The organism is Flintibacter sp. SJQ-8 (genome assembly GCF_054108085.1).
This window is the reverse complement of sequence record NZ_JBPJWR010000016.1, coordinates 175,737-190,712: the sequence shown is the minus strand read 5'-3', so window position 1 is coordinate 190,712 and position 14,976 is coordinate 175,737. Positions and strand designations below refer to the sequence as shown.

Sequence of the window (14,976 nt, the reverse complement as noted above, 5' to 3'; positions counted from 1 at the left end):
CGGTTTCACCGCGATTGTTTTTCAACCTCCACAATGTTATCGCAGCAGCTCTCGATCAGCTCCTTATCATGGGTGATCACGAGAATGGTTCTGCCGTTCCGCGCTTCGCTTTTCAGTTTTTCTGCGATCAGGCGCATATTCTTCCCGTCAAGGCCGCTGGTAGGCTCATCAAGAATCAGTATCCTGCGGCCGGAAAAGACGGCGCAGGCAATGGCAAGGCGCTGCTTCTGCCCGCCGGACAGGGTGGACGGGTGCGCATCCCTGCACTTGTAAAGCCCAAACTCTTTGAGCAGGTTCCTTGCCCGATCTTTGCTTTCTTCTGTCAATCTGGTATTCAGCAGCAGCTCCTCCGCCACGCTTGCCGTAAAAAACTGCGTTGACGTGTCGTTGCCGCAGTAATAGACCTCCCTGCGCCGGACTGCCGCTCTTTCGTTTTTCCCGTCTATCAGGATATGTCCCCTTGTCTGCCTTGCCAGCCCGCAGAGGATCTGCGCAAGGGTTGTTTTCCCCGCGCCGTTTTGCCCCGTTATGGCGGTCACGCCGCCCTCTGGAACAGACAGCGAAATATCCTCAAAAATGACTTCCTTGCGTATTCTTTTCGAGAGCCCTGCTGTCTTCAAGACGGCAGGGCTTTCGTCCAATACGGAGGGAGCGGGAGGGCTCATTCCCTTGCGCGGAGAGCGCAGACCCATGCCCAAGATGTCTGCTTCCGGCAGAAGGAGCAAATCCTCCGGTGTATACTCGGCCTCTATTCTGCCGTCCCGCAGATACAAAAATCGGTCTGCGATTCCCATCAGCCAGTCGATCCGATGCTCCGCGATGAGCAGGGTAAAGCCCTGCTCCTTGAGCTGCCGGAGGGTCTGCTCAAGCTGCTTCGTCCCGGCGGCATCGAGGTTGGCCGTCGGCTCATCGCACACAAAGACCTATGATGAGCTGAAAGAGCAGGCCACCGGTATGGATGCTGCCGAGCTGATAGACGCACGACTTTCCATCCGTGGAGAAAAGGAACGTTCCGCCACCAGCCGGATAAAGGCCGCCTACGGTGAAAAGTTTGACCCGATGCTGATGTATGACAGCAAGCGGGATGTGGCAACGCTTCTCCACGAGGAAGCAGAAACACGATCTGTTCGTGAACGGCTGCGTCGGAAACAGCAACAGCAGACTCAGCAGAAGCAGAATAAACAGAAACAAAGAGATTGGGAGCGATAAAACTCCAGCGGGAGTGCATTTTGAATGATGCACTCCCGCTTTCCTGCTTTATTTATGTTTTATTTAACCAGCTGAATCTTTTACATTGTAAGCTATAATTATTAGTAATTTATTTGTGTACGAAAGGAATATTTTTACGAAATTACCTGTCAAAAATCTGCTTGATATTGAATTTGACCGCAAAAAGAAGTATAATGAACACCGTGTAGTTAGTTGCTGCTAACCATCAGAGATAAAACATTTTACAATGATGTAGAAACAAAGAGATGACCGTAACATTAAGAAATATTCATTTGGATATAAATAGAATCAGTCAGGACACAAGGAGAATGCCATGCCGGAATTAAAATATTTGAAAGATAAGAAAATCGTTTTTAGAGATGAACCGTTTGTCATGGATGTTATCTATTCTATGGAAAAAGGAAATGCCAGCATACAGTTATACGATATATTTCCAGGCGTTCAGCTTATGATTACTTCCTATTAGGAACACTGTAAATACAAGGCTTTTCGGAGCCTACAAACCAGAAAAAATAATATTTGATCTATCACATTACGCAAAAAGCCGTCCGGCATGAGAAACGGGCGGCTTTTTTGCGTGGATAGACGGAAAGGAGGCACAAAAATAACTACAAAATTTCAGCGCTCTAATTTGTGCAACTTTAACGAAAAGGAGGATCGTAAATGGCCGATGAAAAACTGAATACTGGCCCTGCGGAGAATATTTCCCCGGAGGCCGCCGAGCCTATCGCCACACCCGAACAGGCCGCAGCATCTGAACCCCAGCAGGAACAGACCGGGCCTGCCATACCTGAGCCCAGCGATGTGGTTGTGTCCTTTGACAAAATCAATGAGCTTATGGCAGAAAAGAGACAGAACGCCCGCGCCGAAGTCGAAAAGGCGGAAACCCCCGAAGCGCCGGAGGCGGCAACCCCCGGAGAAACACCGCAGCCCACCAATACGGAGGAACCGAAAAAGCCGCGCCGTGGCCGTCCGCCGAAAGCAGAAAAGGCCGCGACTGAAAATCAAAAATCGGAGAAATTGGCTGGGGCCCGCAAGGGCCGCCCACCCAAGGCGGATAAGACGGCCCCTGACAAGCCCAAGCCGTCCAAACGAGACAAAGTGTCCCGAAGTGACGGAAAAGCCCCGGATGCCAAGGAGCCCATTAAGCCCGCACAGGATACGGCACCGAAGGAAACTGCTACTGCGGAACAGACGGCTCCCGAGCCGACCACACCGCCCCGCCCGGTTGAGGAAGGCAAGCTGGTTTATCTGAAACTTTCCGAGGTTCATCCGTTTCACACATTCCGTCCGCACCCCTTTAAGGTACGGGACGATGCGAAGATGCAGGAAATCGTTGCTTCTATCCGCGTAAACGGTGTAATGGTTCCCGGTCTTGCCCGCCCGGAGAAAGACGGAAACGGCTATGAAATTGTAGCGGGCCATCGCCGTACCCACGGCAGTGAACTGGCGGGGCTGGAGGAAATGCCCTTTATCGTCCGTGAAATGACCGACCACGAAGCGGTTCAGGCCATGAAGGACAGCAACAAGCAGCGTGACGGGATGCTCCCCAGCGAATTGGCCGCGCTGCTGGAACTCGAAGTTGAGGACATCAAGCATCAGGGCGGGCGGCTGAAAGGCGTTGCGGAAGGCGATGTCGGAAAACGCTCGGTTGAGATTGTGGGCGAGGCGCATGAAATGAACTATAAAAAGGTCATGCGCTACTTGCGGCTCAACTCCCTTGTGCCGGAGCTTCTGGATAAGGTAGACGATAAAAAGATGGGCTTCATGCCTGCCGTGGAGCTTTCCTACATCAAACCGAAAAATCAGAGGCTTATTGCTGTTTCCATTGACGGGGAGCAGGCTTCGCCCTCGCTGGCCCAGGCCAAACGGCTCCGGGAGCTGGATAAGGAAGGCAAGCTCAACGGCGATGTCATTGACGGTATCTTATCAGAACAGAAAAAGGAGGATCGAGGCGTGATTATTTCTACTGCGGAACTGGAAAAGTATTTTGGCAAGGAGGTCACTCCCGCCAAAATGAAAGAACAGATTATGTCCCTGCTGGATGACTGGAAAGAAAAACAGCCGCCGGAGCTGGCAAAAGCCCCGAAAAAGCAGGAACTTGACAAGTAACAACTTCGAGACACTTTGTCCCGAGGGCCCCGCCCTCGCGCAGAGGCTCTGGTGGTATATATCCCCCGTCGCCGCCTGTTTTTTAGTACAGCCGGGAGTGGGCCGTCAAGGGTGCAGCGCACCGCCGTTTTCGGCGGCTCGCCCTTGACGGTCTGCCCCGGCTGTGCTATTTCCCCGGCAAGCGGCGGGGGTATATCCTCCAGAGCCGCCCCCTTTCCCAAGACTGGGAAAGGGCGTGGGGTTTGGGTTGAACTTTCTTATTAAAATATCGGAGGTATGAACGATGAAACGACCCCTTGCTTATATCACCGCTGCATGGCTCGGCGGCGATAGCGAAAACGCAGAACTGGCGGCGCAGTATTGCCGCACCGTGTATGAGGCAGGCTTTTCTCCTATTTGTCCGCCTTTGTACTTGCCCCTGTTTCTCAATGATGCTGTTCCCGAGGAGCATAAAAGCGGCATCGACATGAGCCGTGACCTGCTCCGCCGTTCTCATGTGCTGGTTGTTTGCGGGCACAGTATGACCGAAGCCATGAAAAATGATATTGCCGTGGCCCAGCGGCTGGGAATTACGGCAACAACCCTTGAGGGCATCCTGACCGTCAAGGGACAGGGCCGCCGCTAATGGCAACCCTGTTTGAAGCCTACGTTACCAACGCCGGAAAGTACAGCGAGGGCCAGCTTGTGGGTGAAACACTGAAATTTCCCACAACCGCCCAGGAGGTGGAGGCTCTTTTGAAACGGATCGGCGTGGATGGCGTCCGCTATCAGGAAATTTTTATTACCTCTTTCGATGGGGATGTGCTGGGGCTCTATGACCATTTGAGCGAGTATGAAAATCTGGACGAGCTTAATCATCTGGCCTGCCTGCTTTCCGAGCTTACCTCATCGGAGCTGGAAACACTGGAGGCCGTCCTCGACAGCGGCGATCACTGTTCTTCGGTGCGGGACATCATCAATCTGACACAAAATCTGGACTGTTACGGCTTTTACCCCGGCGTATCCGATGAGGAAACGCTGGGGCGTATTTATGTGGACGATCTGGAAATGTTGGATGTGCCGGATCAGGTAAAACCGTATTTCGATTATGAGGCGTATGGCCGGGATGCCTGCATCCACGAAAACGGCCATTTTGCCCCGGGCGGCTATGTTGTCAAAGAAAGCGATCATTTCGTGGAAGTGTATCACGGCTTGCAGGATATTCCCAAGGAGCATAAGGTGTTCTCTTTCCCGAAGCTCTCTATCCGGGAGCAAATGGCGGCCTATCAGGAAATCATAGACGGTTCTTCGCTGGAGGGCTACCGTCAAATGCAGAAAAAAGACCGTGGGGATCGGTGACGGTACTTCGAGACAAATTGTCCCAAGGAAGGAGGCGGTGTAACTGATTGATGAAGATATTTCCCGGCGCACGATAGCCATATCTGTAAAAACGACCAAGCTGACGGCGCGGGGACTGGCGTATGTGCTGGGCATGGTGGGCCGGAAGATCCGCAAGGCATACCGTGGGCGGCAAGTACCGCATGGCAAACAAAGTGTGCGAAAGCTCATGGCCCACGGCACAGCCACAAACAGCATTGAGCTATCCGGGGATGCCAAGTCCTTTGACCGCGTGGCCCGGAAATGGAATGTAGACTATGCGTTCTATAAAACCGGGCCGGACAAATACCTGCTGTTTTTCAAGGCTGGACAGGCAGACGCAATGACCGCCTGCTTTTCTGAGTATTCCCGGAAGGTGTTAAGCAAAGCAAAATCGAACCGTGTTCCCATCCGGGAACAACTGCAACAGGCGGCAGATCAGCTTTCCAAAGAAAAGCCGAAGCAGAAAGAACGTGCAAAGGAGGTGGCCCATGAGGACAGATAAGATTAGAAAATATCTCATTCCGAACATTCCCTATCTGTTCATCCTGTGGGCGTTCCTCAAGCTGGGAACGGCCTACCGGCTGGCAGCGGGTAACGATTTTGCACATAAGCTCATCGGACTGGGCCAGATGATTGGCCCGGCCTTTGCTGACTTTGCACCCGGTCTTGCCCCGCTGGATTGGCTTATCGGTATTGTAGGAGCCGTTGGTTTCCGGCTGCTGATCTATTTCAAAAGCAAGAACGCTAAGAAGTTCCGGCGGGATGCAGAATACGGCAGCGCCCGGTGGGGAACGGAAAAAGACATCAAACCGTTTGTTGATCCAAGGTTTGAAAACAACGTGATTTTGACCGGGACGGAGTTTCTCACGATGAACACCCGCCCGAAAATCCCCGCAAATGCCCGAAACCTGAATTGCTGTATTATCGGCTCGTCCGGCTCCGGCAAAACCCGCTTCTGGCTTACGCCCCAGCTTTTACAGGCTCATTCCTCTTATGTGGTGGTCGATCCCAAAGGCGGTGTGCTGGGACAGGTCGGAGCTTTCCTGCAAAAACGCGGGTACAAAATCAAGGTATTCAACAGCATAGATTTTTCAAAATCCATGCACTATAACCCGCTGGCGTATATCCGCAACGAGGCCGATATTCTGAAATTCGTGGATGCCCTGATTTCCAACACCAAGGGCGAAGGCAAGGAAGGCGATCCATTCTGGACAAAATCGGAAACGCTTTTGTACTGCGCCCTGATTGCCTACATCATTTTCGAGGGGCCTGCCGAGGATCGGAACATGAATACCCTTGTGGATATGATTTCCGGCATGGAGGTCAAGGAGGATGACGAGGATTTTATGAACGCGGTGGACTATATGTTTGCCGGGCTTGAAAAGCGCAAGCCGGATTGCTTCGCGGTCAAACAGTATAAAAAGTACAAATTGGCCAGCGGCAAGACGGCAAAAAGCATTTTAATTTCCTGCGGTGCGCGGCTGGCTCCCTTTGACATCCCGCAGCTTCGTGAAGTCATGGCCTATGACGAATTGGAGCTTGACCGCATCGGAGATCGGAAAACGGCGGTATTCTTCATCATTTCCGATACCACGCAGACCTACAACTTTTTAGTGGCGCTTGCATTTTCGCAGATGTTCAACCTCCTGTGTGAACGGGCGGACAATGTTCACGGTGGCCGCCTGCCGCACCATGTACGGGTGTTGTGGGATGAGGCAGCCAACACGGGACAGGTGCCCCAGCTCGAAAAGCTGGTCGCGGTTATCCGCTCCCGTGAGGTGAGTCTTTGCCTGCTGTATCAGCAGTTGGCGCAGTGCAAGGCCATTTACGATAAACACGCCGAGACAATCCTCGGCAACATGGACAGCGTGGTGTTCCTCGGTGGCCGCGAAGCCAGCACCATCAAGGAAATATCCGAGAACTGGCTGGGAAAGGCCACAATCAGTATGCAGACCGACAGCCGCTCCCGTGGTCAGTCGGAAAGCTACAGTCAAAATACCCAGCGGCTGGGCCGGGAACTGATGACCCCAGCCGAACTTGCAACCATGCCGGGAGATAAATGTATTTTGCAGCTTCGGGGCCTACCCCCGTTCTTCTCTCCCAAGTATGATCTGAAACGGCATCCGAACTACCGTTATACGGCGGAGGCCGATAAACAGAAAAACGCTTTTGACCTCGACAGGCTCATTAACCGCCGCAGGCGGCCCGGTCTGAACGAGGCGTGTACGATGTATGAGGTGACTGTGCCGGACGATGCGCTCACAGAAGAGGACGAGGACATCCTCAACTATGATGACATCGACGATCCAGACGCCTTTGCATAAACGCTTCGAGACAAAGTGTCCCGAAGTTTGTAACCTGCCGCCTGCAAGGGCGGCTTTTTTGTTACCGGGAAAATCCCGGAGAAATGGAGGCTTATATGGCATTTTTCTCATCTGCAATCGACACTTTACAGACCCTCGTTATTGCTCTCGGTGCTGGCCTTGGCGTGTGGGGCGTGGTCAATCTGCTGGAGGGCTACGGCTCGGATAACCCGGGCTCCAAGTCCCAGGGCATGAAGCAGCTCATGGCGGGCGGCGGCATCATCGTCATTGGCACCACACTGATCCCTCTGCTGTCTGGCCTGTTTTAAGGTAGGCGCTTATGGATTTTCTCACCGACTGGCTCACAAACTGGCTCAAAGAGCTTCTGATTGGCGGGATCATGGGGAACCTCGAAGGTCTTTTTGATACTGTCAATACCCAAGTCGGAGAGATTGCGGCACAGGTAGGGACTACCCCGGCGGCGTGGCACGCCGGGGTTTTCTCCCTGATCCGACAGCTTTCCGAAACGGTGATCCTGCCGATTGCCGGAATGGTGCTGACCTTTGTTGCCACTTATGAGCTCATACAGATGCTTTTGGAAAAGAACAATATGCACGAGGTTGACGTTGCGAACCTCTATAAATGGATGTTCAAAACAGCCTGTGCAATCCTGATCCTGTCAAACACATTCAATATCGTTATGGCCGTGTTCGATGTCTCGCAGAGCGTCATCGCGCAGGCAGGCGGGCTCATTCAAGGCTCTACCGATGTTTCGGCGGATATGCTTGCTGAACTGGAAACCTCGCTGGAGGCGACGGACTTGGGGCCGCTTTTGGGGCTGTGGCTGCAGTCTGCGCTCATTGGCTTCACAATGAAGGCGATGGGAATTATCATTTTCGTTTTGGTGTATGGCAGGATGCTGGAAATCTATCTGCTGACCAGTCTGGCCCCCATCCCCGTTGCTACGCTTTCCAACCGGGAGCTTGGCGGCACCGGGCAGAACTACATCAAGTCCCTGTTTGCCGTGGGCTTTCAAGGGCTGCTGATCCTTGTATGTGTTGCAATTTACGCAGTGCTCATTCAAGGCATCGCAACAGGCGGCGATCCCATTGGGGCGATTTGGGGAACTGTGGGCTACACGGTTCTGCTTTGCTTCATGCTCTTTAAGACCGGGAGCATTGCCCAGCGTATCTTTGGCGCTCATTAACAGGAGGTGGTGCTTATGCCGAGAAGATACGGGGCAGACGGAACGCGCTTATGGAATGGAAAAACGCCGGAGGAGTTTACTGAGGCAGACGCTTACCGCTTTATGGCGGAAACAGAGGCCGTCCTGCAAAGAAAAGAGTTGATGGACGACCCCGCCCAGCCTGCTCCGGCAAGCGGAAAGGAGGAATTTTATCTGAGTAAGAAAGACGATGTATTGCTGACCCCGGAGCAGATTGCTGCGGAGGAACGGCGCTGGCTGTTTGATGCTCCCATCGCGGAGCTTGCAGAAGTCAAGGGCGTTAGCATTGATGAGGCAGTAAAAATGCGGACAGATGCTGTCTTGCAGGAGGCGGTTGTTCCGATCACGGTATCTGTCCGCCCGATTGAGCCGCAGGGAAAACTGATCGGCTTCGCCAGCGTCAATTTTGGCGGTGTGGTCATCGACGATTTTAAGGTTGTGGACGGGAAAAACGGGATTTTCCTCGGCGCTCCCTCTAAACCTGATCCTGCCAGCCGGACGGGATACCGGGCTACGGTTCGGATTCCTGACCGAGCCACACAGGAACGGATTAACGCGGCTGGTGTGGAGGCGTATCATGCGGCGGTGGAACAGCTTGTTGCACGGGCCCAGGCGGTACGACCTGCCCCGATCAAGGAGCAGATGGCCGAGGCTGCAAAGCAAGCGGGAAAAGAAAACGCTGCCCGGCCTGCGCCTGCCAAGGCAAAGGAGGCCCGTAATGACCGATAGCCGCACTTTGGGACAAAGTGTCCCGAAGGAGGGCTTGTTTCTCATGGATGGCATTGAGGGCCTGCGCTCCTTGCCCAAACATAGCGTGGATATGCTGTTGACTGATCCGCCTTACGGCACAACCCGGAATTATTGGGATGTGCCCCTGCCGCTCCCGGAGCTGTGGGAGGCGGTGAAATGGGCGGTCAAGCCGAATGGCGCAGTGCTGTTTTTCGCACAGTGCCCCTTTGACAAGGTGCTGGGCGCATCCAACCTCGCCATGCTCCGCTATGAGTGGATTTGGTACAAAGAGCGCGGAACGGGCTTTCTCAATGCAAACCGGGCTCCACTGAAGAAGTCCGAGAACATCTTGGTGTTTTACCAAAAGTCCCCGGTCTACAATCCGCAGTTTACTTATGGCAAGCCTTATACCCGTGTTCATTCCCGAAGCGGTACAAGCTCCAACTATGGGAAATTTGAACGGCAGGGCTCCGAGTCCAACGATGGCCGCCGCTATCCCGGAAATGTACTATTTGTGCCTACGGTGTCCGGCGGCATCCATCCTACACAGAAGCCTGTGGAGCTTTGTGAGTACCTGATCCGCACCTACACCCGCCCCGGAGAACTGGTCGCGGACATTTGCGTTGGCTCCGGCACAACCGCGATTGCAGCTATCAACACAGAACGCCGCTTTGTATGCTTTGAAACGGCCCCGGCCTTTTATGCCGCAGCCAGTGAGCGTATTCGTGCGGCGCAGGCAGTAAAAAGCTCTGGCGAGAAAGGAGTGTAATTATCCAGCAGTATTCTATCATTTACGCTGACCCGCCGTGGCGCTACTCGGCTAAAAAAGTACAGGGCGCGGCGGAAAACCATTATCCCACTATGAGCATTGAGGAGTTATGTGCGTTGCCTGTGGCTGATCTTGCAGCCCCGGACAGCGCACTCTTTTTATGGGCCACTTTCCCGCAGCTCCCGGAGGCGCTCCGGCTGATCGAGGCTTGGGGCTTCAACTATAAATCCGTTGCTTTTGTCTGGCTGAAAAAGAACAAGAAGGCGGATAGCTGGTTTTACGGCCTTGGCTTCTGGACAAGAGGCAATGCAGAAATTTGCCTGCTGGCAACCAAGGGCCACCCGAAGCGGCAGGCTGCCAACATCCATCAATTTATCGTTTCCCCGATTGAGGCCCACAGCAAAAAGCCGGACGAGGCCCGCGACAAAATTATTTCCCTGATGGGCGATCTGCCCCGCGTGGAGCTCTTTGCCAGACAGACCCCGCCCGGTTGGGCTGTATGGGGGAATGAAGTAACGCCAACCATCCCGGACTTTGGGACACATTGTCCCGAAGTGCAGAAAGGAGTGTGATCTATGCCCTATGTAAACGTACCAAACGATTTATCCAAAATCAAAACAAAGATGGCTTTCAACCTCACCAAACGCCAGCTTGTCTGCTTCGGCAGCGCGGGCGCGGTGGGGATTCCGGCCTATCTGCTGACCCGTGGCACCCTCGGCAATACCGGGGCGATGTTTCTCATGCTGGGAATTATGCTCCCGGCGTTCCTGCTGGCGATGTATGAAAAGGACGGCTTGCCCTTTGAAAAGGTTGTGCGAAACATCATCCGGGCCAAGTTTCTAAGGCCGGGGATCAGGGCCTACCGAACCGAAAACATTTATGCGCCCTTTGCCGGGCTGGGCGCTGGAAAGGAGGATGTGATTGAAAAACACAAAGAAGAAAAACGGAGCCGCCGCCAAGGGTAAAGGCCGGGCGACTCTGTCTGCTCAGCAGACAATCCCGTATCTGTCCATGCACCCGGACGGTGTGTGCAAGCTCCCGGGCGGGCTCTATACAAAAACCGTGGAATATGAGGACATCAATTACTCCGTGGCATCCACCGAGGATCAGACCGCCATATTCAGCGGATGGAGCTCATTCCTCAACTACTTTGACAGTTCGCTGCCGTTCCAGCTTTCCTTTATCAACCGCCGTTCTCATTCCCGCAGCCGCTATCAGGTCAATATCCCGAAAGCGGATGACAACTATAACAGCGTCCGGGATGAGTTTACCGGGATGCTGAAAAATCAGATTGCCAAAAGCAATAACGGCATTGAACGCTCAAAATACATCACCTTTGGCATACCCGCCGAGGGGATTGCGGAGGCACGGCCCCGTCTGGAGCGTGTGGAGGCCGATGTCATGGGAAACTTTAAGCGACTGGGCGTTCCCTCGGAGCCGATGGACGGGCGGGCCCGCCTTGCGCTGCTTCATAGCCAGATGCATCCGGGGAGCCGCGAGGCGTTCCGCTTTTCGTGGAAAGACATCCCACAGACCGGGCTTGGCACAAAAGACTTTATTGCCCCGGACAGTCTCGACTTCCGCCAGTCCCGCACATTCCGCATCGGCCAGTATTGGGGTGCGGTGTCCTATTTGCAGATTATGGCATCGGAGCTTTCGGATAAGCTGCTGGCGGAAATCTTGGAGCTGGATGCAGAAATGACTGTGACCATGCACATTCAGACCGTGGATCAGCTCAAGGCAATTAAGACCATCAAGGGGAAAATCTCGGACATCGGAAAAATGAAAGTGGAGGAACAGAGAAAGGCTGTGCGCTCCGGCTATGACCCGGATATTCTTCCCCCTGACCTGATTACATTCAGCAAGGACGCAGCGGAGCTTCTGGCTGATTTGCAATCCCGCAATGAGCGAATGTTTCTGCTGACCTTTACGGTGGTAAACCTTGCCCCTACTCGCCAGCGGCTGGAAAACGATGTGTTTACCGTGGGCGGCATCGCGCAGAAATACAACTGCGCTCTGCGCCGTCTGGACTGGCAACAGGAACAGGGATTTGTTTCTTCGCTGGCCCTTGGTTACAACGAGGTAGAAATCCAGCGCGGTATGACAACCAGCTCCACAGCCATCTTTATCCCCTTTATGACAAGGGAGCTCCGCATGGCGGGGCAGGCCCTCTACTATGGCATGAACGCACTTTCTCACAATGTCATCATGGCTGACCGCAAAAAGCTGAAATCGGCAAACGGGATGTATTTGGGCTCTACGGGCTCCGGCAAGAGCTTTGCCGCAAAGCGCGAGCTCTTGAATGTGTTTCTCACCATCCCGCAGGATCGGATCATCGTGGTTGACCCGATGGGCGAATACGCTCCGCTGGTGCGAAGGCTGGGCGGCCAGGTGATCGAGATTGCCCCGGACAGCCCGCACCACCTCAATCCGATGGATGTGGAGCTCAATATGGCCGCCGGAGAAAGCCCGCTTTCCATGAAGGCGGATTTTCTTTTGTCCCTATGCGAGCTGGTGGTCGGCGGCAAGGAAGGCTTGCAGCCCATTGAAAAGACGGTCATTGACCGCTGTGTGCGTTTGGTGTACCGGGAACAGGCGCTCGGACTGGAAACTGCAAAAACACCGCTGTTGCAGGATTTGTACGAAGAGCTCTTACGCCAGCCGGAGCCCGAGGCCCGGCGCGTGGCAACTGCCTTAGAGCTTTATTGCACAGGCTCCCTCAATCTTTTTAACCATCCTACCAACGTCAAAACGGACAGCCGTGTAGTGTGCATCGTTCTGAAAAACATGGGCGAAAATCTTAGAAAGATTGCAATGCACATCACAAATGAGTTTGTTTCGCAGGCGGTGGATCAGAACTTCCACGAGGGCGCGGCGACTTGGTGCTACTTTGACGAGTTTCATATTCTGCTCCGCGATCCGCTGACGGCCAGCTACTTTGTAGCGGTCTGGAAAATGCTGCGTAAAAAAGGATGTGTGCCGTCTGCTTTAACGCAGAACGTCAAAGACCTTTTGGCCAGCCGGGAAATCGAGAACATTCTGGATAACACGGATTTTATGATCCTGCTTTCGCAGGCGCAGAGTGACCGTACCATTCTGGCAAAACAGCTCGGTATTTCCGAGCACCAGCTTTCCTATATCACACACAGCAATTCCGGCGAGGGGCTGTTGTTCTATGGAAATGTAACCATTCCGTTTGTGGATCGGTTCCCTCGCGGAGAAATCTATGACCTGCTGACTACCCGCCCGGAGGATATGAAGAATGAAACGAAAAACGAATAAGACCAAGGAGGAGGCTTGGTCACAGACCGCCCACGCCCCTGACGGGGAACAGCCCGGGCCGGAGGCTTCCGACACTTCGGGACAAAGTGTCCCGAAGTCCAAGTTCCGCAAAAAGAGCCAGCAGGAACAGGCTGCGGCGGCAAAGCTCCACATGGAGTCCCAAGGCGAAAAACTGGAACAGGCCCGGGAGAAGCTGGCAAAGCAAAAGCCGCCGAAAAAGCCCGGCCCGGTAAAACGCATAGGCCGTGTTGCCAGCGGTTCCGTTCACAGCTTCGTGCATGGCAAGATTTTTGAAGTGGAACAGGAAAATGTCGGCACGGAAGGCGCACACCGTTCTGAGCTTGTGGGAGAAACCGCGCTGCGGCATGGCTCTCGCTTTGTGCGCCGTAAAGTCCGGGAACATCCGGCAAAAGTGGTACGCAAGGCCGAGGCCCGCTATACCAAATACACGGCGGACTACCATTTTCACACCGCCGCACAGGAGCACCCGGAGCTGACGAAAAATGCCCTTACCCGCTACTGGCAAAAGCAACGGCTTCGCAGGCAATACCGCAAGCAGGCAAAGGAGGCTGCAAAGCAGGGCGCGGCTGCGGCTGGGAAAACTGCCACAGCCACAGAACGCCTGACCGCCCGGGCAGTGGAATTTGTCAAAAGTCATCCCGCAGGTGCCGTGGTTGCGGTGCTCTGTGTGTTACTCCTGTTTGCTATGCAGTCCTGTTCCTCTACCATGCTTATGCTGGGGAACGCCGGGGCCGATGCATTAGGGGCCAGCACCTATCCTTGCGAGGATCGGGATATGCTGGCCGCCGAAGCTGCCTACTGTGCGCTGGAAGATGATTTGCAGCATTATCTGGACACCTATGAAAGCACCCATGACTATGACGAATACCACTTCGATCTGGACGAAATCGAACATGACCCCTATGTGCTGCTTTCTCTTTTGTGTGCGCTCCATGAGGGGCAATGGACAATAGACGAAGTACAGGGAACGCTGCAAATGCTGTTTGACCGCCAGTACATTCTCACGGAGGATGTAGTGGTGGAAACCCGGTATCGCACGGAAACCGACACATGGACGGACGAGGACGGCAACTCCCATACGGACACCTATCAGGTGCCTTACGACTATTACATCTGTACGGTCACGTTGGAAAACTTTGATTTGTCCCATGTACCTGTGTACGTTATGGGCGAGGATCAGCTTTCCCGATATGCCATCTATATGGCAACGCTGGGGAACCGCCCTGATCTGTTCCCGGATTCTCCCTATGTGAACAAGTATATTACCGGGAAACCCGGTGATTACGAAGTGCCCGGAGGATATCTGGACGATGAAACCTTTGCCGCGATGCTTGCCGAAGCACAGAAATATATCGGCTATCCCTATGTGTGGGGCGGCAGTTCTCCCGCCACTTCCTTTGATTGCTCGGGGTACGTTTCGTGGGTCATCAATCACTCCGGCTGGAATGTGGGCAGGCTGGGAGCCCAGGGGCTCTATAACATCTGTACGCCAACAAGCTCTCCCAAACCCGGTGATTTGGTTTTCTTCAAAGGCACCTATGACACGCCGAGCGTGAGCCATTGCGGGATTTATGTCGGTGACGGGAAAATGCTGCATTGCGGAGATCCCATCGGCTACGCAAATTTGAATACAAGCTACTGGCAATCTCATTTTTACGCCTATGGGCGTTTACCGTGACAGGAGGTTTTGAAATGGCAACTACCAAAAGCATGAAAATTCAGGCCGAGATTGATAAGGTCAAGGCCAAAATCAGTGAACAGCAGGCCCGGCTCAAGGAGCTGGAGCAGAAAAAGCTGGAGGCGGAAAACAGCGAGATCGTGGACATTGTGCGCGGTATGAGCATTTCCCTTACGGAGCTCCCGCTGCTGTTTGAAAAGCTGAAGGACGGAGGTACTTTGGGACAAAGTGTCCCGAAGTCCGAAGAAGAAAAGGAGGAAAACTGAAT

17 protein-coding genes are annotated in these 14,976 nt (G+C 53.8%); 16 read left to right on the top strand and 1 reads right to left on the bottom strand.

The window, feature by feature from the left end; translation table 11 throughout:
• Positions 1-5: 5 nt before the first annotated feature.
• A complete protein-coding gene (locus ACSAMP_RS12380) occupies positions 6-773 on the bottom strand; it encodes an ATP-binding cassette domain-containing protein (protein ID WP_457800666.1) in 768 nt (255 codons plus the stop codon).
• Positions 774-954: 181 nt separating this feature from the next.
• Here ACSAMP_RS12380 and ACSAMP_RS12375 point away from each other — a divergent pair, with 181 nt between their 5' ends.
• From ACSAMP_RS12375 to ACSAMP_RS12300, 16 genes are all read left to right on the top strand, one after another.
• Positions 955-1,209, top strand: coding sequence for a hypothetical protein (locus tag ACSAMP_RS12375; protein WP_457800665.1), 255 nt, complete (start codon positions 955-957; stop codon positions 1,207-1,209).
• A gap of 334 nt (positions 1,210-1,543) precedes the next feature.
• Positions 1,544-1,696: a hypothetical protein gene (locus ACSAMP_RS12370; protein ID WP_457800664.1), complete on the top strand. Its 153-nt coding sequence runs from the start codon at positions 1,544-1,546 to the stop codon at positions 1,694-1,696.
• 197 nt (positions 1,697-1,893) lie between these two features.
• Positions 1,894-3,342, top strand: coding sequence for a ParB/RepB/Spo0J family partition protein (locus ACSAMP_RS12365; RefSeq protein WP_457800663.1), 1,449 nt, complete (start codon positions 1,894-1,896; stop codon positions 3,340-3,342).
• A gap of 283 nt (positions 3,343-3,625) precedes the next feature.
• Complete coding sequence (locus ACSAMP_RS12360) at positions 3,626-3,967, top strand: DUF7768 domain-containing protein (RefSeq protein ID WP_003020223.1); 342 nt, start codon at positions 3,626-3,628, stop codon at positions 3,965-3,967.
• Complete coding sequence (locus ACSAMP_RS12355; RefSeq protein WP_014080243.1) at positions 3,967-4,680, top strand: antirestriction protein ArdA; 714 nt, start codon at positions 3,967-3,969, stop codon at positions 4,678-4,680. Before ACSAMP_RS12360 ends, ACSAMP_RS12355 begins: the two co-directional genes overlap by 1 nt.
• Before the next feature lie 133 nt (positions 4,681-4,813).
• Entirely contained in the window at positions 4,814-5,203 is a 390-nt protein-coding gene (locus ACSAMP_RS12350; RefSeq protein ID WP_003020228.1) for a PcfB family protein, read from the top strand.
• Complete coding sequence (locus ACSAMP_RS12345) at positions 5,190-7,025, top strand: VirD4-like conjugal transfer protein, CD1115 family (protein ID WP_370824049.1); 1,836 nt, start codon at positions 5,190-5,192, stop codon at positions 7,023-7,025. The genes ACSAMP_RS12350 and ACSAMP_RS12345 overlap by 14 nt, the downstream gene beginning before the upstream one ends.
• 95 nt (positions 7,026-7,120) lie before the next feature.
• Entirely contained in the window at positions 7,121-7,333 is a 213-nt protein-coding gene (locus tag ACSAMP_RS12340) for a Maff2 family mobile element protein (protein ID WP_044963257.1), read from the top strand.
• 11 nt (positions 7,334-7,344) lie between these two features.
• Entirely contained in the window at positions 7,345-8,211 is an 867-nt protein-coding gene (locus ACSAMP_RS12335; RefSeq protein WP_457800662.1) for a VirB6/TrbL-like conjugal transfer protein, CD1112 family, read from the top strand.
• A gap of 15 nt (positions 8,212-8,226) precedes the next feature.
• Entirely contained in the window at positions 8,227-8,958 is a 732-nt protein-coding gene (locus ACSAMP_RS12330) for a septation protein SpoVG family protein (RefSeq protein ID WP_003020333.1), read from the top strand.
• A complete protein-coding gene (locus tag ACSAMP_RS12325) occupies positions 8,948-9,727 on the top strand; it encodes a DNA-methyltransferase (protein ID WP_270258257.1) in 780 nt (259 codons plus the stop codon). Before ACSAMP_RS12330 ends, ACSAMP_RS12325 begins: the two co-directional genes overlap by 11 nt.
• A 17-nt stretch (positions 9,728-9,744) precedes the next feature.
• Positions 9,745-10,299, top strand: coding sequence for an MT-A70 family methyltransferase (locus tag ACSAMP_RS12320; protein ID WP_118685249.1), 555 nt, complete (start codon positions 9,745-9,747; stop codon positions 10,297-10,299).
• A gap of 3 nt (positions 10,300-10,302) precedes the next feature.
• Positions 10,303-10,692 (top strand): PrgI family protein, encoded by a 390-nt coding sequence (locus tag ACSAMP_RS12315; protein ID WP_118594482.1) that lies wholly within the window; start codon positions 10,303-10,305, stop codon positions 10,690-10,692.
• Positions 10,649-13,009, top strand: a complete 2,361-nt coding sequence (locus ACSAMP_RS12310; protein ID WP_173765246.1) for a VirB4-like conjugal transfer ATPase, CD1110 family — start codon at positions 10,649-10,651, stop codon at positions 13,007-13,009. Before ACSAMP_RS12315 ends, ACSAMP_RS12310 begins: the two co-directional genes overlap by 44 nt.
• Positions 12,990-14,708: a C40 family peptidase gene (locus ACSAMP_RS12305; RefSeq protein WP_457800661.1), complete on the top strand. Its 1,719-nt coding sequence runs from the start codon at positions 12,990-12,992 to the stop codon at positions 14,706-14,708. The genes ACSAMP_RS12310 and ACSAMP_RS12305 overlap by 20 nt, the downstream gene beginning before the upstream one ends.
• A 14-nt stretch (positions 14,709-14,722) precedes the next feature.
• Positions 14,723-14,974 (top strand): DUF4315 family protein, encoded by a 252-nt coding sequence (locus ACSAMP_RS12300; protein ID WP_015563850.1) that lies wholly within the window; start codon positions 14,723-14,725, stop codon positions 14,972-14,974.
• Positions 14,975-14,976: the final 2 nt, after the last annotated feature.